At 68.3% G+C, this 18,030-nt stretch carries 22 protein-coding genes; 13 read left to right on the forward strand and 9 right to left on the reverse strand.

The features are described from left to right. Positions 1-68: 68 nt before the first annotated feature. The 9 genes from P0Y60_05360 (at position 69) to P0Y60_05400 (ending at position 3,797) form a co-directional block, all read left to right on the forward strand. Complete coding sequence (locus P0Y60_05360) at positions 69-485, forward strand: metalloregulator ArsR/SmtB family transcription factor (protein WEK62182.1); 417 nt, start codon at positions 69-71, stop codon at positions 483-485. Positions 486-577: 92 nt separating this feature from the next. Further along, complete coding sequence (locus P0Y60_05365) at positions 578-925, forward strand: metalloregulator ArsR/SmtB family transcription factor (GenBank protein ID WEK62183.1); 348 nt, start codon at positions 578-580, stop codon at positions 923-925. Further along, positions 922-1,629 (forward strand): DUF2071 domain-containing protein, encoded by a 708-nt coding sequence (locus P0Y60_05370; GenBank protein WEK62184.1) that lies wholly within the window; start codon positions 922-924, stop codon positions 1,627-1,629. The genes P0Y60_05365 and P0Y60_05370 overlap by 4 nt, the downstream gene beginning before the upstream one ends. Positions 1,630-1,728: 99 nt before the next feature. Further along, positions 1,729-1,920 carry a helix-turn-helix domain-containing protein gene (locus P0Y60_05375; protein WEK62185.1) on the forward strand — a complete coding sequence of 64 codons (192 nt, stop codon included), beginning with the start codon at positions 1,729-1,731 and terminating at the stop codon, positions 1,918-1,920. Positions 1,921-2,056: 136 nt separating this feature from the next. Next, complete coding sequence (locus P0Y60_05380) at positions 2,057-2,155, forward strand: AURKAIP1/COX24 domain-containing protein (GenBank protein ID WEK62186.1); 99 nt, start codon at positions 2,057-2,059, stop codon at positions 2,153-2,155. 83 nt (positions 2,156-2,238) lie between these two features. Further along, positions 2,239-2,541, forward strand: coding sequence for a rhodanese-like domain-containing protein (locus tag P0Y60_05385; protein WEK62187.1), 303 nt, complete (start codon positions 2,239-2,241; stop codon positions 2,539-2,541). Then, a complete protein-coding gene (locus tag P0Y60_05390; GenBank protein ID WEK62188.1) occupies positions 2,538-2,825 on the forward strand; it encodes a glutaredoxin family protein in 288 nt (95 codons plus the stop codon). The genes P0Y60_05385 and P0Y60_05390 overlap by 4 nt, the downstream gene beginning before the upstream one ends. Next, on the forward strand, positions 2,822-3,124 hold the full coding sequence (locus P0Y60_05395; protein ID WEK62189.1) for a Dabb family protein: 303 nt from the start codon (positions 2,822-2,824) through the stop codon (positions 3,122-3,124). The genes P0Y60_05390 and P0Y60_05395 overlap by 4 nt, the downstream gene beginning before the upstream one ends. Positions 3,125-3,161: 37 nt before the next feature. After that, positions 3,162-3,797, forward strand: coding sequence for a hypothetical protein (locus P0Y60_05400; protein WEK62190.1), 636 nt, complete (start codon positions 3,162-3,164; stop codon positions 3,795-3,797). Here P0Y60_05400 and P0Y60_05405 read toward each other — a convergent pair. The 3 genes from P0Y60_05405 to P0Y60_05415 are packed head-to-tail and all read right to left on the reverse strand — an operon-like array spanning position 3,778 to position 9,501. Then, positions 3,778-5,088 carry a M1 family metallopeptidase gene (locus P0Y60_05405; GenBank protein ID WEK62191.1) on the reverse strand — a complete coding sequence of 437 codons (1,311 nt, stop codon included), beginning with the start codon at positions 5,086-5,088 and terminating at the stop codon, positions 3,778-3,780. The two genes, P0Y60_05400 and P0Y60_05405, sit on opposite strands and share 20 nt — an antisense overlap. Then, complete coding sequence (locus P0Y60_05410; GenBank protein ID WEK62192.1) at positions 5,085-9,020, reverse strand: amino acid adenylation domain-containing protein; 3,936 nt, start codon at positions 9,018-9,020, stop codon at positions 5,085-5,087. Before P0Y60_05410 ends, P0Y60_05405 begins: the two co-directional genes overlap by 4 nt. Beyond that, on the reverse strand, positions 9,010-9,501 hold the full coding sequence (locus P0Y60_05415; protein WEK62193.1) for a hypothetical protein: 492 nt from the start codon (positions 9,499-9,501) through the stop codon (positions 9,010-9,012). Before P0Y60_05415 ends, P0Y60_05410 begins: the two co-directional genes overlap by 11 nt. Before the next feature lie 244 nt (positions 9,502-9,745). Here P0Y60_05415 and P0Y60_05420 point away from each other — a divergent pair, with 244 nt between their 5' ends. The 3 genes from P0Y60_05420 to P0Y60_05430 are packed head-to-tail and all read left to right on the forward strand — an operon-like array spanning position 9,746 to position 12,149. Continuing rightward, on the forward strand, positions 9,746-10,564 hold the full coding sequence (locus P0Y60_05420) for a basic amino acid ABC transporter substrate-binding protein (GenBank protein ID WEK62194.1): 819 nt from the start codon (positions 9,746-9,748) through the stop codon (positions 10,562-10,564). Positions 10,565-10,599: 35 nt separating this feature from the next. After that, positions 10,600-11,397, forward strand: coding sequence for an amino acid ABC transporter permease (locus P0Y60_05425; GenBank protein WEK62195.1), 798 nt, complete (start codon positions 10,600-10,602; stop codon positions 11,395-11,397). Continuing rightward, positions 11,394-12,149, forward strand: a complete 756-nt coding sequence (locus P0Y60_05430; GenBank protein ID WEK62196.1) for an amino acid ABC transporter ATP-binding protein — start codon at positions 11,394-11,396, stop codon at positions 12,147-12,149. The genes P0Y60_05425 and P0Y60_05430 overlap by 4 nt, the downstream gene beginning before the upstream one ends. 109 nt (positions 12,150-12,258) lie before the next feature. On the opposite strand, the gene P0Y60_05435 is transcribed toward P0Y60_05430, so the two are convergent. The 6 genes from P0Y60_05435 to P0Y60_05460 all read right to left on the reverse strand — a co-directional run bounded on the left by P0Y60_05435 (position 12,259) and on the right by P0Y60_05460 (position 17,123). Beyond that, positions 12,259-12,435, reverse strand: coding sequence for a YegP family protein (locus P0Y60_05435; protein WEK62197.1), 177 nt, complete (start codon positions 12,433-12,435; stop codon positions 12,259-12,261). Positions 12,436-12,523: 88 nt separating this feature from the next. After that, positions 12,524-13,615, reverse strand: coding sequence for an ABC transporter ATP-binding protein (locus P0Y60_05440; protein ID WEK62198.1), 1,092 nt, complete (start codon positions 13,613-13,615; stop codon positions 12,524-12,526). Next, complete coding sequence (locus P0Y60_05445; GenBank protein WEK62199.1) at positions 13,612-14,403, reverse strand: ABC transporter permease subunit; 792 nt, start codon at positions 14,401-14,403, stop codon at positions 13,612-13,614. The genes P0Y60_05440 and P0Y60_05445 overlap by 4 nt, the downstream gene beginning before the upstream one ends. Further along, complete coding sequence (locus tag P0Y60_05450; protein WEK62200.1) at positions 14,400-15,338, reverse strand: ABC transporter permease; 939 nt, start codon at positions 15,336-15,338, stop codon at positions 14,400-14,402. Before P0Y60_05450 ends, P0Y60_05445 begins: the two co-directional genes overlap by 4 nt. Next, positions 15,335-16,477, reverse strand: a complete 1,143-nt coding sequence (locus tag P0Y60_05455) for an ABC transporter substrate-binding protein (GenBank protein WEK62201.1) — start codon at positions 16,475-16,477, stop codon at positions 15,335-15,337. Before P0Y60_05455 ends, P0Y60_05450 begins: the two co-directional genes overlap by 4 nt. 133 nt (positions 16,478-16,610) lie before the next feature. Further along, positions 16,611-17,123 (reverse strand): GNAT family N-acetyltransferase, encoded by a 513-nt coding sequence (locus P0Y60_05460; GenBank protein ID WEK62202.1) that lies wholly within the window; start codon positions 17,121-17,123, stop codon positions 16,611-16,613. Positions 17,124-17,190: 67 nt separating this feature from the next. On the opposite strand from P0Y60_05460, the gene P0Y60_05465 reads away from it, so the two are divergent. After that, positions 17,191-18,018, forward strand: a complete 828-nt coding sequence (locus P0Y60_05465) for a TSUP family transporter (protein WEK62203.1) — start codon at positions 17,191-17,193, stop codon at positions 18,016-18,018. Positions 18,019-18,030 lie beyond the last annotated feature (12 nt).

The following is an 18,030-nucleotide window of genomic DNA, read 5'->3' on the forward strand; positions in this document are numbered from 1 at the left end:
GGTCGCGCGGCGCCTATCGCCGAGCCTTCGTCATGGTACTCCGTGCCGGGGGCGACTACCCTGAACTCATGACGGACATCTTCGACGTGATCGCAGACGGTACGAGGCGCGACATCCTCCAGCTCCTGCTGCGACGCACGGCCGAAGGAGACGCCGGCACGAGCGTGAGCCACATCGTGGCCGATCTGGGCATCAGTCAGCCCACCGTGTCGAAGCATCTGAAGGTGTTGCGCGACGCCGAGCTGGTCACCGTGCGCGAAGACGGCCAGCGCCGTTTCTACAGCCTCGCCGTGGAACCGCTCGAGATCGTCGACGATTGGCTGGTGCCGTTCCTCGTCGACGCGTTCGGTGATGACGCTCCCGACATCGAGTACCCGGTCATGCCGTTGCCTGAGGGCGCGACCCACGCTGCGGAGGCGGTCGGACGCGCCGCGGCATCCGCCAAGCATGTGGTCGCGACCGCACTCAAGCGCCTCGGCGCCTGAGTTGTTCCGCTGCGCCGGGAGCAGAAGCGGCAGCTTAGCCATTTCGCTAATTAGCCTTGTGGCTATTTAGCCAAGCTGCTACATTCGGCGTCATGAGCGAGAACGCGCACGACGGCACGAGCGACATCTTCACCGCGCTGGCCCACCCCACGCGTCGGCAGATCCTCCAGGATCTCAAGGCCGGCGAACGGACTGCGGGTGAGATCGCGTCGGCCTTTCCGGCATCCGGGCCGACGATCTCGCGGCATCTGGCTGTGTTGCGCGGCGCAGGCCTGATCACCGAGCGACGCGACGCCAACCGGATCCTCTACTCACTCGTCGGTGAACGACTGGCCCTGTCGGTCGGCGACTTCCTCTCCACCGTGTGCCCCGAGCAGATCGTCCTGCGCGCGGTGCGGGGTCGCGCCGAGCAGGTGGCCGTGAGCGAGGTCCGGTCATGATCGGCCTGGCTGAGATCCGCGGGCGTATGCGTCGTCGTCTGCTGCTGACATACCGGGTCGATCCCGCGATCGCGAGAGAGATTCTGCCCGCGCAGTTCCGCCCCCAACTGGTGGACGGGAGCGCTGTGGGAGGCGTGTGCATGATCGCGCTCGCCGACGTGCGGCCGGGCTGGTTCCGTCCGCGACTGGGCGTGGCGACAGAGAACGTCGCGCATCGCTTCGCCGTCGAGTGGGATGACGGCGGTGAAGTGCGCCGAGGTGTCTACGTCACCGAGCGTCACAGTTCGGGACTGATCCCCGTCATCGGGGGAGGGCGCTTCTTCCCCGGCGTGCAGACTCGGGCGCAGTTCGACGCCGACGAGACGGAGACGCGCTTCCGTCTCCGGATGACCGCGCCCGACGCCACAGTGGCGGCCGACGTCGAACTCACCGACGACTGGGACAGCTCGCTGTTCGCGACCGAGGAGGACGCCTCCGCGTTCTACCGCGCCGGCGCGATCGGGTGGTCACCCGGGCGCGGGGAGCGAGGGCCGGAAGCGCTGGAGCTCACCGCCGGCAGGTGGGCGGTGCGCGCGGGGCGGGTCAACGAGGTGTCGTCGTCGTTCTTCGACGCGCTGCCGTCCGGCTCCGCGCGACTCGACAGTGCGCTCGTCATGCGTGACATCCCGGTGGTGTGGCGGAGGCCGGACGCGTCTCGCCTCTGAACGACGGTCGCGAGTTCACATTGATCACACGGGCCCCATGGGTTTACACGTGTCCCAGCTAACCCATAGAGTGTGCACATCGAGAAAGGGGTACGTGGGATGCCCGAAGTACCTGACGTCCGGTTCCTGACGGTGGCAGAGGTCGCCGACATCATGCGCGTGTCGAAGATGACCGTCTATCGACTCGTCCACGCCGGCGAACTGCCTGCCATCCGCTTCGGACGCAGCTATCGCGTACCCGAGTCCGCTGTCGCCGACGCTCTGCAGCGTCCGATCGCCGACGTCGGGTGAGCGTCGTTTCCCCCGTTCTGGGGTCGGGACAGCAGACGCTCTGCGGTTTGCTAGACTGATCCGAGGCATTTTTCCGTGCCCGTACCCGGGTGTCCGTCATCATGGGACGCCCAGCCACTGACTTAGTGAGGTTTCCGTGGGTTCTGTCATCAAGAAGCGCCGCAAGCGCATGGCGAAGAAGAAGCACCGCAAGCTGCTTCGTAAGACTCGCCACCAGCGCCGCAACAAGAAGTAAGCGGCCAGACACGAGCGCCTGTCTTCGGACGGGCGCTTTGTGTCTCCGGGCCCTCTGAGCATCCGCAACATCGTGAGGACGTCATGAAGTCGATCACCGTCACTGAACTCTCCGAGCGCTCCGGCGTCCCGCTCATCGATGTGCGCGAGACCGACGAGTTCGCCGCAGGCCACGTGCCCGGCGCAGTCAACATCCCGATGTCGTCGATCGGCAACCGCCTCGACGAGCTTCCGGACGAGGCGTTCGACGTGATCTGCCAGGCCGGCGGTCGCTCCGCCCGCGTCGTGGAGGCGCTCGAAGCACGCGGCTACGACGCGACCAACGTCGAGGGCGGCACGGGCGAATGGATCGCCCAGGGGCGCGCTGTCGAGGTGCCATCGGCGTGACCACGCTCACGCTGATCGGCAAGCCCGACTGCCATCTCTGCGATGTCGCATCGGAGGTGATCGACGCGGTCGTCTCCGAATTGCCGGATGCCGCGGCCGAGCAGATCGAGATCGTCGAGGCCTCGATCGCAGATGACCCCGCGCTCTATGAGCTGTGGTGGGAGAAGATCCCTGTCGTCCTCATCGACGGGGAACTGCATGCGCACTGGCGTGTCTCCCCCGAGCGGCTCCGTGGTGCACTCGAAGACGCCGTCCGTTCGGGCGTGCGGGAGGAGAAGAGATGACCATTCGTCACGTCGTGAGCTGGAAGCTGACGGCAGAGGATGCCGATGTCCGCCGTGAGCAGGCGCACGAGGTCGCTCGTCGCCTCAACGGACTGAAGGCGCAGATCACTCAGATCCAGTCGATCACCGCCGGGGCGAACATCGCGTATCCGGAGGCGAACTGGGACGTCACCCTGGTGGCCGACTTCGCCACGCTCGAGGCGCTCGAGGAGTACCAGGTGCACCCGGCGCATGTCGAGGTCGCCGGCTTCGTGCGTTCGGTGGTCGCATCTCGCGCTTCCGTGGACTTCGAGATCTGACCCGACGACACCCCTGATTCGGTTCTCGGTCGATCGCGTGAACGAGATCACCTGGTCGGGCGCGACGATCGCCTGGGCGATGCCGTCCGACGTCCCCGACTTCGATGAGACCGATCTCCGTGCGATGGGACTCGGGCAGGTCGAGCGATATCGGCAGCTCGCCGGCGCGCGCGCCACAGGATTCCTGACGGGGCGAGCGTTGATCCGCGATCTCGTGCGACGGCTCGGTGGCGGTCCGCTGGTCGCCTTGGACAGCACGTGCGTGCGCTGTGGCGATCACCACGCGGTGCCGCGCACTGCGGGGTTCGTGATCAGCGTGAGCCACGCCGGTGATCTGGTCGTGGTCGGGGTCGCGAAGGGATCGGCTCTGTTGGGGGTCGATGTCGAAGCGGCCGCCGCAGACTCCCGGGTCGCCGAACTCGGACCGATGTTCGCGCCGCGGCCTGCGCCCGACCTGGCGGAGTGGACACGCATCGAAGCGTCGATCAAGGCCGACGGGCGCGGTGTCTCGATCGACCCCGGCGCTGTGCGCCTGAGCCCTGTGCCGACACAGGCGTCGCTCGGAGTCGGCCCGCCGCTCTGGGAGGCCGTGCTGCCCGCCCGGTCGTCGCCGCTGCGTGTGGCGACCCTGGCCGGGCCCGTCGGCTTCGTGCTCAGCGCGGCTCGGGGCTGATTGCGGGAAGGTCGGGGAGCGGCAGCTCATCCACCCAGGTGCGCATCAGATCGCGTGCGTCGAGACCCGCGATCTCGTCGACCAGACCGAGGAAGTCATCGGTCGTCACGGCGCGATTCGCGAAGCGCGCCGCCCATTCGCGCGTGAATGCGAAGAACCGCGCGGTTCCGATCGTCGCCCGCAGTGAATGCAACGCAAGGGCGCCGCGCTTGTACACGCGGTCATCGAACATGTCGATCGGTCCCGGATCGGAGAGCAGCAGGTCGACCGGGAGGGCGGTGAGGCGGGCGTGATGGGCGACCGCTTCGGAGTGGGCGGTCGGGCCGCCCGACGCTTCGGACCAGATCCACTCCGCGTAGCAGGCGAATCCCTCGTTCAGCCAGATGTCCTGCCAGCGCTCGACGCCGACACTGTTGCCGAACCACTGGTGGGCGAGCTCGTGGGCGATCAGCCGCTCATAGGTGTGGGTGCCGTCGATGTGGTTCGCGCCGAAGATCGCCATCCCCTGGGCTTCGAGCGGAATCTCGAGGTCGTCAGGAGTGACCACGATCTTGTACGAGTCCTGCGGGTACCGACCGAACGCGTCGGCGAAGACGCGCATCATCTCGCCCAGCGGTGCGAAGTCCGCCCGCACGCGCGGTGCGAGCGCGGGCGGGAAGTACAGGCGTCCGGAGACGTCGCCCAGTGACACCCGCTCGTCCGCGTACTGTCCGATCTGCACGGTCATCAGATACGTCGCCGTGGGCAGTTCCTGCTGGAAGGTCCATCGGGTGCGCCCACGCTGCGTCGAGCGTGTCGCACTTCCGCCGCTGACCACGGTGTACTCGGGGTCCGTGGTGAACTCCAGGCGATAGGTCGCCCGGTCCGAGGGCAGGTCGTTGCAGGGGAACCAGGTCGGCGCTCCGGTGGGCTGGGATGCGACCAGGGCTCCGTCCTCGAGTTCCTCCCAGCCGATCAGGCCCCATCGGGTGCGGCGTGGCCCCGGCGCACCCGCGTAGTCCACGGCGATGGTGAACTCGTCGCCGGTGCGTCGCTCCGCGCTGAGTACGACTTTGAGGCGCCGCTGATCCTGGCGGAAGGTCGCCCCGCGGTCGCCGCTCACGCGCACCTTGCTCGCCTTGAGTCCCACGAGATCCACGGACAGCTGTCTGGTGTTCTCGTGCAGACGCACATGGAGGGTGGCGGTGCCGGTCAACCGATTCGTCGGCATCCGGTAGTCGAGCGAGAGGTCGTAGTGCACAACCCCGTAACGTCGATCGCCGCTGTGGGGAGTGTACGCGTCGGCGGTCATACGTCGGATGCCTGGTACGACCGCACCTTCACAGCGCGCCACGGTCCGATCGGGTTTCCGCTCCAGCGGCTGCCGACGGGCACGAACTCGCCGCGCATGACGAGAGAGGCCGGGCCGACGGTCGCGTCTGCGCCGATCGTCGCTGCGGGCAGGATCACGCTGTGCGGGCCCAGGGTCGCACCGTTCTCGAGGGTGACGGAATCCATGCTCATCACACGATCATGGAACAGATGGGTCTGAACCACACAACCGCGGTTCACGGTCGCGCCATCGCCGAGGGTCACGAGGTCGGGTTCGGGCAGCCAGTAGCTGTCGCTCCAGACCCCGCGACCGATCTTGGCTCCGAGGCTGCGCAACCACACCGCGAGGGCGGGGGTGCCGGAGGCGGAGTTCGCGAACCACGGCGCGGCGACCATCTCGGTGAACGTGTCGGACACCTCGGTACGCCACACGAAGCTCGACCAGAGCGGATGCTCGCCGGCGCGGATCGGTCCGACGATGAGCCACTTGGCGGCGGTCGTGATCAGCGCCGCGAGCGCTCCCGCGGTGAGCATCACGGCCGGAGAGAGCGCGATCGCGCCGGCGACCCCCACCTCCTCGATGAGGATCGCGAGCGCGATCATCACGGCGAGACCGATCGCGCACGTGACGAACACCGGGATGATGCGGCACAGCTCCCACAGTGCGCGAGCGACGCGCAGCCCGGTGCGCGGGCGATACGTGCGCTCGAGATCGGCGTCGTTGACGACCCTGCGCAGGCGCGTCGCCGGTGAGCCCAGCCACGACGACCCCGCCTTCGCCTTCAGCGGCGCGACCGACAGCACGGCGACGAGTCCGTCCTTGGGCACATTGTGCCCGCCGGCGGCGAGGCCCGAGTTGCCGAGGAAGGCACGCTTCCCGATCCGTGCGTGGGCCAGTCGCATCCATCCGCCCTGCAGCTCATAGGTCGCGACCATGGTGTCGTCTGCGAGGAAGGCGCCATCGGCGATCGTGGTGAACTTCGGGATCAGCAGCACCGTCGATGCTTCGACATCGCGGCCGACATCGGCGCCGAGCGCGCGCAACCAGAGCGGGGTGAATCCGCTCGAGTACAGGGGGAACAGGAACGTGCGCGCGGAGTCGAGCAGACGTTCCGTCGTCCAGGCCTGCCATGCGACCCGGGAGCGCACGGGGTGCACGCCCTCGGTCAATCCGATGCCCAGGATGCGGACGAGCGCGAGCACGAGCACGGCGAAGACGGTGCCGGAGAGGAGGACCCCCGGTACCAGCATCGTGAGCATGCCGGGCACCGCATCGAGCAGTGTCTCCGCTCCCTGCATTCCGGCGGCGATGAGCGCCCCTCCGGCGGCGAAGGAGAGGAGCGGGAGAACACCCAGGAATGCGGATGACGCGGCGAACGCCCAGAGCCAGATCGTGCGGCTCGGGGGCCGAGACGATGCGAAGGGCGCCGAGACCGCTCCTGTTCGCGTGGCGGGAGATCCGGCCCAGCGCTGTCGTGCGCGCACGCGACCGAAGACGGCGGATCCCGGCGCGATCTCGGCGCCTCGGCCGATCTTGGTGCCGGGGGCGAGCGTGCTGCGCGCCCCGATCGATGCGTCCGCCCCGATGCGGATGCTGCCGATCCGTACGGTGTCGCCGTCGATCCAATATCCCGTCAGATCGACCTCGGGTTCGACCGAGGCTCCGGCTCCGATCTCGAGCATCCCGGTGATGGGCGGGACGGTGTGGAGATCGACGTCCTTGTGGATGCGGGCACCGAGCGCTCGCGCGTAGTAGACGACCCACGGTGCGCCGGCGAGCCCCACCGGATCGACCTGCTGGGCGATCTGCTCCGCGAGCCAGAGGCGCAGATGCACGCCGCCGCCTCGCGGGTGGTCTCCCGGCCGCACTCCGGCGAGCAGCAGCCGCGCAGCCGCGGCCGCGATGGTCATCTTCCCCAGCGGCGTCGCGAAGACGAGCAGACCCGCAAGGACGAGCCACCCCGAGACGTCGGGGAGGAAGTCGAAACCGGGTGACAGCCGAAGGAGCCAGCTCGCGGCGAGCAGGAAGAGCAGCCAGCGGATGCCGGTGAACACGAACAGGGGGAACCCGGCGAGCGTCTGCACCCACTGCGTGCGACGCGGCGTCGGACGGGGCTGACTGAAGACGCGCTCCTCGTGCTCGTTCTCCGCGTCCGCTTCATCTTCGACGGCATCCGCCATCTGACGCAGCCGCGGGAGATCGTAGACATCCGTCATCGTGAACTCCGGTGCACGCGTGCGTAGACGCGAGACCAGCTGTGCCGCGGCGAGCGACCCGCCACCGAGCTGGAAGAAGTCGGCGTCGTCGTCGGCCGGCCGCACCCCCAGAACAGCCGACCACTGCTCGGCGAGCCAGGCGGCCGTGCCGGACAGGGACGAATCTCCGGCGTCGGCGGATTCGAGAGGCCAGGGGAGGGCCGCCTTGTCGACTTTTCCCGAGGTGCGCACGGGCAGATCATCGACGGTCGCGAGCAACGGGATCAGGGGCGCCGGAAGCATCTCGGAGAGTTCTGCCCGCGCGCTCTGACGGTCGAACCCGACGTCCGGCACCACATAGCCGACGAGCAGGGCCATGCCGCTCTCGCTCTTCTGTACCACCACCGTCGCGGCCGACACCGCGGTGAGGGCCTGCAGAGCCGCCTCGACCTCGCCGAGCTCGATGCGCCGGCCGCCGATCTTCACCTGATCGTCGGCTCGGCCCTGGAAGACGAGCCCCTCCGACTCGAAGCGCACCAGATCGCCGGAGCGGTACGCGCGGTCCCAGCCGAGCGAGGGCATGGGTGCGTACTTCTCGGCATCCTTCGCCGGGTCGAGATAGCGGGCGAGGCCGATGCCGCCGATGATGAGCTCGCCGCTCTCGCCCTCCGCCACGCGCTCGCCGGAGGCATCGACGACGGCGAGCGACCATCCGTCCAGCGGCAGGCCGATGCGAACCGGACCGTCACCGGTCATCAGCGAGGCGCAGGCGACGACCGTGGCCTCGGTGGGTCCGTAGGTGTTCCAGACCTCGCGGCCGTCGGCGGCCAGGCGCGCGACCAGCTCGGGCGGGCACGCTTCTCCGCCGAAGATCAGCAGACGCACGTTCTCGATCGCATCCTGCGGCCACAGCGCGGCGAGGGTCGGCACGGTCGACACGACGGTGATGCCGTGTCCGAGCAGCCACGGACCGAGATCCTCACCCGACCGCACGAGCGCGCGGGGCGCGGGCACCAGACAGGCGCCGTGCCCCCACGCGAGCCACATCTCCTCGCACGAGGCGTCGAAGGCGACAGACAGCCCCGCCAGCACGCGGTCGCCCGGGCCGAGCGGGGAGTCCTGCAGGAAGAGGCGGGCTTCGGCATCGACGAATGCCGCGGCCGAGCGGTGCGAGACCGCGACGCCCTTGGGCACCCCGGTCGAGCCCGAGGTGAAGATGATCCAGGCATCCTCGTCGACGGTCGGCGGAGCGACGATCGGGATGGCGGATGTGCTCGGATGCGGGTCCTCGCGACGGAACAGGTCGGAACGGGATCCCTGATCGACGCGGGTATAGGAGCCGTCGCCCGTGATGGTCCCGACGATGCGGGCTTCGCGGAAGACCAGGTCGGCACGCTCCTGCGGATCGTCGACGTCCACGGGCACGTAGGCGGCACCGGCTGCCATCGTCCCCAGGATCGCGATGTACAGCTCGCGGCGCCCGGAGGTCAGGCGGATGCCGATCCGATCGCCCGGGCGCACCCCCTGCTCGTGAAGCACGGCGGCGGTCTGCCAGACGCGCGCCAGAAGCTCGGCGTAGCTCAGGGCGCCCGCGGAATCCTCGATCGCGGACGCGTCGGGATACCGCGTGGTGGTCTCGCGAAGGATGTCGATGAGGGTGCGCGCGGGCGTCGCCTCCGCCGCGCGGTCGAGCACCCGCTGCACGTCAGCGTGCAAGGAGGGTGACCAGTGCGGCCTTCGAGAGGCGGGAGTACCCGGTGAGCCCGGCCTCGCGTGCGCGCGCTCGCAGCTCGACGACGGTGAGGGAGGAGAGGGCGGCGGGGGGTTCCGCCTCGACGGCAGCGGGAGTGGGGACGGCCGTCGAGGGCGCGAGGGGCTTCTTCTTCGGGGCAGCCTTCTTCTTCGGAGCGTCCTTCGCCTTCGGGGCAGCCTTCTTCTTCGGCTGTTCCAGACGGGTCGTGGCCGCACGCAGGCGGTCGGCGGCGGCGACGGCGGCCTTGGCGACCTTCTTGGGACGAGCGGCGACCTTTTTCTTCGAGACGTCAGCGGCGTCCTTGGCGTCCTCGATGAGTGGCTTCAGCTTCTTGACGGCCGTCTTCGGCAGCGCCTTGATCAGCTTCTTCGCATCTTTGGCGGCATCCTTGGCCGCGTCGATCGCCGTCTCGGCCGTGCGCTGCGCCGCTGTCTTCTTCGCCATGCTCTGCTTCCTCTGCCTCCGGAGCGCACGCGCTCGAGTGAATACGCACAGAACATAGGGGGCGAAGGTGAACACTCGGTGCTGCGACGCCGGGGGCTGCGCCGGACCGACATCTCCCGTCACACTTGCAACACAAATGTGATCCGTCAGGGGCCGAAGTCGTTGGTGACGGTGACAGGCCGCATGTTTAGATGAACTCCTACCCGTCCGTGGGCACCAGAGCCCTCGTCTCATAGGAGCTGTCATGCAGCGTCGCACCATCTTCGCCGGGCTCGCGCTCGCGGCGACCGCCACCCTCGCACTCGCCGGTTGCGCGACCAACGCAGGTTCCGACTCCGGATCCGAAGAGCCGGCGGCGGGCGCGGAGTACGGTCTGGTCGAGGCAGGCACGCTCACGATCTGCTCCGACATCCCCTACGCACCGTTCGAGTTCGAGGGCGGCGACAACGGCACGGGCTACACCGGCTTCGACATCGACCTGCTCGACGCGATCGCCAAGAAGCTCGACCTGAAGCTGGCCGTGCAGGACGTCGGATTCGACGCGCTGCAGTCGGGCACCATCCTCGCCGCGGGCAACTGCGACATCGGAGCCTCCGCCATGACGATCACCGACGAGCGCAAGGCCAACATCGACTTCTCCGACCCGTACTACGACTCGCTGCAGTCGCTCCTGGTCCGCACCGACTCGGGTATCGAGTCGATCGACGACCTCTCGGGCAAGAACGTCGGCGTGCAGCAGGGCACCACGGGCGAGACCTACGCCGGCGAGAACGCCAAGGGCGCTGAGCTCGTGCAGTACCCCTCCGACGGTGAGCTGTGGCCGGCCATGCAGGCCGGGCAGATCGACGCCATCCTGCAGGACCAGCCGGTGAACCTCGAGCACGAGAAGGCCGACTCCGCCTACAAGATCGTCGAGACCTACAACACCGACGAGTCCTACGGCTTCGCCTTCGCCAAGGGCGAGAAGGACGCGCTGCTCGAGGCGGTCAACGGCGCTCTGCAGGAGCTGCGCGACAGCGGCGACTACCAGACCATCTACGACACCTACTTCACCGCGAAGTAATCGGACTGGCTGAATAGGTCGGGAGGACCTTGACAATGGCGTTGAGGCGCACCACCAAGAGCAAGCTGTACCGGTACATCGTCTACGTCGTGCTGATCGCCGTCGCCGTCTGGGCGGTGATCGGCACCGACTGGCCGAAGATCGGACCGCTGTTCTTCAACCCCGAAGTCGCGGCGAAGATGTTCCCGGGGATCATCACGACGGCGCTCGTGAACACTCTGTGGTTCACAGCGGTGGCGTTCATCGCGGGTCTGCTGCTCGGCATCGTGCTGGCACTGCTGAAGCTGTCGAGCATCGGGCCGTTCCGCTGGATCGCCACGGCCTGGATCGAGTTGTTCCGCGGGCTGCCCGCGATCCTCACGATCTTCGCGGTCGCGTTCATCCTGCCGATCGCGTCGGGGATCCCGGGCAAGAACCTCGGCGGCCCCGTGGTTCTGGGGCTCGTCGGTCTCGTGCTCGTCGCCTCGGCGTACATGGCCGAGACGATCCGCGCCGGCATCCAGGCCGTTCCGAGAGGGCAGACCGAAGCGGCACGTTCGCTCGGCATGTCGCCCATGAAGACCACCTTCTGGATCGTCGTCCCGCAGGGATTCCGCATCATCATCCCGCCGCTGACGAACGAGTTCGTGCTGCTGCTGAAGGACACCTCGCTGCTCTTCGTGGCGGGAACCTTCATCTGGTCGAAGGAGCTCACGAACTTCGCCCGTGATGCGGCGACGCAGAACACCAACGCGACGCCGCTGATCATGGCGGCGATCCTGTACCTGATCGTGACGATCCCCCTCACGCGCTTCAGCGCGTACCTGGAACGACGGATGTCGAGGCAGCGATGATCACCGACCTGATTGATGTCCATGCTCCGGCGATCGACGTGCAGGGTCTCGTCAAGTCGTTCGGCGACAACGAGGTGCTCAAGGGCATCGACCTCACCGTCACCAAGGGCGAGGTCGTGTGCGTGATCGGCCCGTCGGGATCGGGTAAGTCGACGCTGCTGCGTTCGGTGAACCTGCTCGAGGAGCCGACCGGCGGCAAGGTGCTGATCGAGGGGATCGACATCACCGACCCCGACGTCGACATCGACCGCGTGCGCACGCGCATCGGCATGGTGTTCCAGAGCTTCAACCTGTTCCCGCACCTCAGCGTGATGGGCAATCTCACCATCGCCCAGCAGCGCGTGAAGAAACGGTCCAAGTCCGAGGCCGAGAAGGTCGCGAAGGAGATGCTCGCTCGCGTCGGGCTGTCGGAGAAGGCGGACGCGTATCCGGGTCACCTGTCCGGCGGGCAACAGCAGCGCGTGGCCATCGCCCGTGCGCTGTGCATGAACCCCGACATGATGCTGTTCGATGAGCCCACCTCGGCGCTCGATCCCGAGCTCGTGGGCGAGGTGCTGCAGGTGATGCGCAAGCTCGCCGACGAGGGCATGACCATGCTCGTGGTCACGCACGAGATGGGCTTCGCTCGTGAGGTCGGCTCGCGGCTGATCTTCATGGACGGCGGGCACATCGTGGAAGAGGGCGATCCGCGCGAGGTCATCGGCAACCCGCAGCATCCGCGCACCCAGGACTTCCTGTCGCGCGTGCTCTAGCCGAGGGGGTCGTCGAGACCCCTCTCCATCGCCGAGACCCCCTGGTGCAGACGTCTGCACCAGGGGGTCTCGGCAATGAATGGGGGTCTCGACGCGGGGCCGAGCCGGATCAGACCTCGACGACCTCGGCATCCGCGGCGTTCCGGCGCACGGAATCGATGCCGTTCAACGCGCCGGACTTCGAGGAGTAGCCCTCGCTCGTCGCGATGACCTCGCCGTTGCCGGCCTTCAGACGGAACCGGTATTCGCCGGACTTGTCGGTGTACAGCTCGAACCTGCCTGCCATGAGGTGTCCTTTCTCTGTCGGTCGAGGAGGCGGAGCTCCTCCGCGCTCACGCTATCTCGACCCCTATATCTGGGGGAAGAGCGAGTATTCAGCCGCGCGGATGCACGGCGACGGGCTCGGGAGCGACCGCGATGCGCACACGGTCGCCGAACGACGGGTGGATGCCGGGGGCGTGCTGCACCCGCACGAGCTCGCCGGCCTCGGTGCGCACGAGGGTGCGGCGCATGCTGCCCAGGAACGTGCTCTCCTCGACCAGGGCGTCGGTCGCGGCATCCGCTTCCGAGGCGAAGAACACGTTCTCGGGCCGCAGGTAGACATCGACCGGACCGACGGCCGGCGACTGCAGCGGCAGCCGCTGACCCCACACCACGACGTGATCGCCCTCGCCGACGCCGGCCACGACGCTGGAGAGGCCGACGAACGCGGCGACTCCGGCTGTCGAGGGCGTCGTGTACAGCTGCTCGGGCGAGCCGATCTGCTCGATCCGACCGGAGTTCATCACGGCGATCCGGTCGGAAACGGCGAGAGCCTCCTCCTGGTCGTGCGTGACGAACACGGTGGTTATGCCGAGGCGCAGCTGGATGCGGCGGATCTCATCGCGCAACTGCACGCGCACCTTCGCATCGAGTGCCGACAGAGGCTCATCGAGCAGCAGCACCTTGGGCTCGGTGACCAGCGCACGGGCGAGAGCCACGCGCTGCTGCTGCCCGCCCGACAGCTGGTGGGGGAAGCGATCGGCGAAGTCCGCCAGGCCGACGAGCGCGAGTGCATCGAGAGCGCGCTTCGAGGCCTCAGCGGCCGCGACCCCGCGCCGCCGCAGTCCGAACGCCGTGTTCTCGGCGACCCGCAGGTGCGGGAACAGCGAGTACGACTGGAACACCATGCCGATGTCGCGCTTGTTGGTGGGGATGCGCGAGACATCGCGTCCGCCGAGCAGCACAGCGCCCTCGTCGGAGCCCTCGAGCCCGGCGAGCACACGCAGGAGCGTCGTCTTGCCGCAGCCCGACGGCCCGAGCAGCGACACGAACTCGCCGGGGGCGATGTCGAGGTCGACACCGTGCAGCACCCGGTTGCCCGCGTAGCTCTTCACGATGCCCTGCAGCTCGACGCGGGTGCCCTCGCCGGCCTCGGCGAGCAGCAGGTTGTCCTTGGTGCGGGGGAGGGCGTGGTCGAGAGTCATGAGCGGGCCTTTCCGTTGCCGCGGGCGACGCGGCCGATGAGGAGGAGCAGGATGAAGACGAACGCCAGCGCCAGCAACGTGAAGATCGCCGGCGCGAAGGGGTCCTGCTTCTGCACGACGACCATGGCCGTCTGGAACACCTGGCGGTTGAGGAGCGAGGCGATCGTGAACTCGCCGAGCACGACGGCGATCGAGATCAGTGAGGCGGCGAGCAGTCCCTGGCGCAGGTTCGGAGCCAACACCTTGAGCACCACGGTCGGCCAGCTCGCACCCAGGGAACGAGCGGCCTCCGAGAGTGTGCGAAGGTCCGCCGCGTCGATCGAGGCCTGGATGGATCGGAACGCGAACGGGAGCACCGTGATGCCGTAGGCGAAGGCGAGCGTCCAGGTGCCCGTGCCGAGTGAGCGACCGATCTGCAGGTAGATCGGTGCGAGGCCGACGACCAGCACGATCGCCGGGATCGAGATCGGCAGAAGCACGGCGAACTCGAACGCCGGCTTGAGCTTCGGGAAGCGCAGGTTCACGAGGATCATCGTGGGAGCGAGCACCAGCAACACGATCGCGACCGTGACGACGGCCAGGATCAGGGAATTGCCGAGGCCGGTCCAGATGGGCTTGATCGCAGTTGCGGACGCCGGGTCGAACAGGGCGAACCAATGCTCGAGCGAGGGGCCGTCCTTGCCGCGGAGGGTGAACAGGAAGGTCGAGACCAGCGGGATGGAGAAGAAGATCCCGACAAGGATGCCGATGACCCACCGCGTCGCGAGGGAGGGGCCGAGACGATTCATGACTGCCACCTCGCAGCCCGACGCTGGATGAGCGAGTAGAGCGCCATCACGATGCCGACGATCACGATCATGCCGAGGGCGAGAGCACCGGCGAGGTTCTCCCGGCCGAGCACCGTCTCGCTCGTGAGGGCGGTGCGGATCTGCAACGGTACGATCTGCGACCCCTGGCTGGCGAGGGCGGCGGCCGTCGCATACGACGAGAAGGCGTTGGCGAAGAGCAGCAGCAGGCTGGCCAGGAACGAGGGGGCGAGCACCGGGATGCCGATGCGCAGCCAGAAGCTCGTGCGGGTGCCGCCGAGGGTGAGGTTCGCCTCGGCCCACTGCGGCTTGAGCGCGGCGAGGGCGGGCATGAAGGTGATGACCATGAGGGGGATCTGGAAGTAGATGTAGGGGAGCACGAGTCCGGGCAGCTCGTAGAGCCAGGTGCCGTTCGCGAAGATGTTGAACCCGAACGTGTCGCGGAGGAAGACCGTGACCACGCCCTGGATGCCGATGGTGGCGATGAAGGCGAAGGCGAGCATCACGCCGCCGAACTGGGCGAGCACGCCGGCTGCGGCATCCACTGTCGAGCGGATCGCTCCGTCGGGGTTCATGCCGAGCAGGGCGTAGCAGGCGAGGGCGCCTACGATCGCGCCGACCACAGCGGTGAGCAGCGACAGCCCCGCCGAGTTCGCGAAGGTCGTCAGGACGACGGGATCGCCGAGCGCCGACACGTTCGTCCAGGTGAAGGAGCCGTCCTTGGTGAAGAAGCCCGATCCGATCGCGAGGACGGTCGGCACGGCGAGGAAGAGCACGACGTATGCGGCGAACGGGACGAGCCCGAGCCAGGCCCACGACGGCGCGGACCGCCGGGCCCTCGCATCATGCGAGGGCCCGGCGGAGGTGGCGGGGATGGACGCCGCAGCGCCCACCCCCGGTGTGGCGATGGTGGTCACTGGACCGCCGCTGCCCACTTCTCGCCGAGCAGCGTGCCGGCGTTCGTCGACTGCTCCTCGGTCGGGACGAGCGTCTCCTCCGGAGCCTCGGGGAGCGCGGCGGCGAGGTCGGCGTCGATCGTGCCGGCGTCGGTCATCGCCTCCATGCGCACGGGACGCGCGCCACCCTTCAGCCACAGGTTCTGCACCTCGTCGCTGTAGAGGAACTCCTGCCACAGGCGAGCAGCCGCCGGGTGCGGAGCATCCACGTTGACGGCCTGGTTGTAGTAACCCGCGTAACCGGTGCCGTCGAACACGACGACCTTCCAGTTCTCGTTGTCAGCCGTGTGCGAGGCGTTCAGGTAGTCCCAGTCGAAGACGACCGGGGTCTCGCCGCTCGCGATGGTCGCGGTGGTGACGTCGACCTTGAGCAGGTTGCCGGCCTTCTGCAGGTCGGAGAAGAAGTCGATGCCCGGCTGGAAGTCGTCGAGCGTGCCGTCCGACTGCACGGTCGCGAGGCCGACGGCCGCGAAGGCCGCGCCGGCCTGCGTCGGGTCGCCGTTGATCGCGACAGCGCCCTTGTAGTCCGCCGACAGCAGGTCGGAGAGCTCGGCAGGGGCCTCGAACTTGGAGGAGTCGTAGCCGATCGACATGTACCCGCCGTAGTCGCCGACGAAGAGGCCGGTCGGCTCCTTCAGCGCGTCGGGGATGTCGTCCCACGTCTGCACCTTGTACGGGGCGAACGTGTCGGTGTTCTGCAGCGCGACCGTCAGACCGATGTCGAACACGTCGGGTGCCGTGTCCAGGCCCTTGTTGGTCTCAGCCGCCTGGATCTCCTCGGCGCTCGAGACGTCGGGCGAGGCCTCGTTGATCGTGATCTCGGGGTACTTCTCGGCGAACAGGTCGAGGATCTCGCCGTAGTTCGCCCAGTCGCGGGGAAGGGCGATGACGTTGAGGGATCCCTCCGCCTTGGCCGCGGCCTCCAGGTCGGCGAAGGTGCCGAAGTCGGCGACCGAGGTGGCCGTCGATGCATTCACGTCGGAGTCCCCACCGGATGCCGGAGCGTCGGTGGCGCCTGCGCAGGAGGTGAGTGCGAGTGCGGCCGTGGTGGCCAGGGCGATGCCGGCGCCGATGCGCGCGCGGCGGGTGATGCGTGCCATGAGTGTCCTCTCGGGTGACCGGCGATCGCCGGTACGGGGTTGCGAGAGGACGCTACGGGGCCGGGGTTACCGGTCGTCGCGGGTCGGATGAACGCTCGGTGTCCGGTGGGTGGCGCGCGGGGGCGGGAGGACGTCAGCCGCCGACCGCGTACTTGAATCCGCGGTGCGAGCCGACATAGCCGAGCCGTTCGTAGAAGCGATGGGCATCGGTGCGGGCGGCATCCGAGGTGAGCTGCACCATCGCCGCGCCGAGGGCCGGGGCCGCCGCTTCGCCGACCCAACGCATGACGGCGGAGCCGATGCCGGAGGAGCGGAGCGCGCTGCTGATCCTGACGGCCTCGACGAGCAGACGCCGTGCGCCCTGGCGCGCCATTCCGGGGATCGAGGTGAGCTGCAGCGTGCCGACGATCGCGCCATCGAGCTCGACGACGAGCAGATCGTTGGACGGTTCCGCCAGGATCTCCGCGAGCGCGGCGGCGTAGGCCGGGCGATCGGCGTCTGAGGCGACATCACCGCGGGCCGCACTGATCGGGTCATCGGCGAGCAGCGCGATCACGGCATCCGCTTCCGCCGTCGTGGCACGACGCAGCACGGCGTGACCGGCGCGGGATTCGAAGGAGTGGGGGAGGGGGAGAGCGTCGAGCATGGCCCCAGTCTGCCAGCGGAGCGGGCCCACGTCGTCTGCAGCACCGGGGGTCTGGCAGTCTGGCGGGATGGACATCGGCGCAGTGCTCGGCCTCGAGCAGCTCACGTGGGGCATGCTGCTGCTCGTGATCGTCGCCGCGTTCGCCGCCGGGTGGATCGACGCGGTGGTGGGCGGCGGCGGGCTGCTGCAGCTGCCGATGTTGCTTCTCATCCCCGGGATCTCGCCGGTGCAGGCGCTCGCGACGAACAAGTTCGCCTCGGTGTTCGGCACGGCCACGAGCAGCGTCACCTACTACCGCCGCGCGAGACCCGACATCCGCACCGCGCTGCCGATGGCGGGGATCGCGCTCGCCGGATCGTTCGGCGGGGCAGCGGTGGCGACCGTGCTGCCGTCCGCCGCCTTCAAGCCGATCATCGTCGTCGCGTTGCTCGCCGTCGCGCTGTTCACAGCGTTCCGGCCGCAGATGGGTGCGTCCACGTCGCTGCGCTTCCAGGGGCACAAGCACCACATCATGGCCGGCGCCGCGGGGCTCGCCATCGGCTTCTACGACGGCATGATCGGCCCGGGGACGGGCACGTTCCTGGTGATCACCCTCGTCGCGCTCCTGGGCTACGACTTCCTCCAGGCGAGCGCCAAGGCCAAGATCGTGAACTTCGCGACCAACCTCGGCGCGCTGCTGCTGTTCATCCCGCACGGATCGGTGCTCTGGCTGCTGGGCGGCATCCTGGCCGTGGCGAATGTGGCAGGCAGCTACCTCGGTTCGCGGATGGCCATCTCACGCGGCACGAAGTTCATCCGCGTGGTCTTCCTGATCGTGGTGATCGGGCTGATCGCGAAGCTCGGCGTCGACGTGTGGAACGAGAACATCCAGCCCGCACTCGCGTCGCTCCGCTGAATGCGAAGAGAC

It is taken from the genome of Candidatus Microbacterium colombiense (genome assembly GCA_029203165.1).
GTDB lineage: Bacteria > Actinomycetota > Actinomycetes > Actinomycetales > Microbacteriaceae > Microbacterium > Microbacterium colombiense.

Excerpts from the sequence above, each read along its gene's own strand:
- P0Y60_05425 (WEK62195.1), top strand. The coding sequence starts at position 10,600 with ATGGCGTTGAGGCGCACCACCAAGAGCAAGCTGTACCGGTACATCGTC.
- P0Y60_05435 (WEK62197.1), bottom strand. The coding sequence starts at position 12,435 with ATGGCAGGCAGGTTCGAGCTGTACACCGACAAGTCCGGCGAATACCGG.
- P0Y60_05395 (WEK62189.1), top strand. The coding sequence starts at position 2,822 with ATGACCATTCGTCACGTCGTGAGCTGGAAGCTGACGGCAGAGGATGCC.
- P0Y60_05360 (WEK62182.1), top strand. The coding sequence starts at position 69 with ATGACGGACATCTTCGACGTGATCGCAGACGGTACGAGGCGCGACATC.
- P0Y60_05365 (WEK62183.1), top strand. The coding sequence starts at position 578 with ATGAGCGAGAACGCGCACGACGGCACGAGCGACATCTTCACCGCGCTG.
- P0Y60_05370 (WEK62184.1), top strand. The coding sequence starts at position 922 with ATGATCGGCCTGGCTGAGATCCGCGGGCGTATGCGTCGTCGTCTGCTG.
- P0Y60_05415 (WEK62193.1), bottom strand. The coding sequence starts at position 9,501 with ATGGCGAAGAAGACAGCGGCGCAGCGCACGGCCGAGACGGCGATCGAC.
- P0Y60_05465 (WEK62203.1), top strand. The coding sequence starts at position 17,191 with ATGGACATCGGCGCAGTGCTCGGCCTCGAGCAGCTCACGTGGGGCATG.
- P0Y60_05405 (WEK62191.1), bottom strand. The coding sequence starts at position 5,088 with ATGACCGCCGACGCGTACACTCCCCACAGCGGCGATCGACGTTACGGG.
- P0Y60_05385 (WEK62187.1), top strand. The coding sequence starts at position 2,239 with ATGAAGTCGATCACCGTCACTGAACTCTCCGAGCGCTCCGGCGTCCCG.
- P0Y60_05375 (WEK62185.1), top strand. The coding sequence starts at position 1,729 with ATGCCCGAAGTACCTGACGTCCGGTTCCTGACGGTGGCAGAGGTCGCC.
- P0Y60_05445 (WEK62199.1), bottom strand. The coding sequence starts at position 14,403 with ATGAATCGTCTCGGCCCCTCCCTCGCGACGCGGTGGGTCATCGGCATC.
- P0Y60_05455 (WEK62201.1), bottom strand. The coding sequence starts at position 16,477 with ATGGCACGCATCACCCGCCGCGCGCGCATCGGCGCCGGCATCGCCCTG.
- P0Y60_05430 (WEK62196.1), top strand. The coding sequence starts at position 11,394 with ATGATCACCGACCTGATTGATGTCCATGCTCCGGCGATCGACGTGCAG.
- P0Y60_05440 (WEK62198.1), bottom strand. The coding sequence starts at position 13,615 with ATGACTCTCGACCACGCCCTCCCCCGCACCAAGGACAACCTGCTGCTC.
- P0Y60_05460 (WEK62202.1), bottom strand. The coding sequence starts at position 17,123 with ATGCTCGACGCTCTCCCCCTCCCCCACTCCTTCGAATCCCGCGCCGGT.
- P0Y60_05420 (WEK62194.1), top strand. The coding sequence starts at position 9,746 with ATGCAGCGTCGCACCATCTTCGCCGGGCTCGCGCTCGCGGCGACCGCC.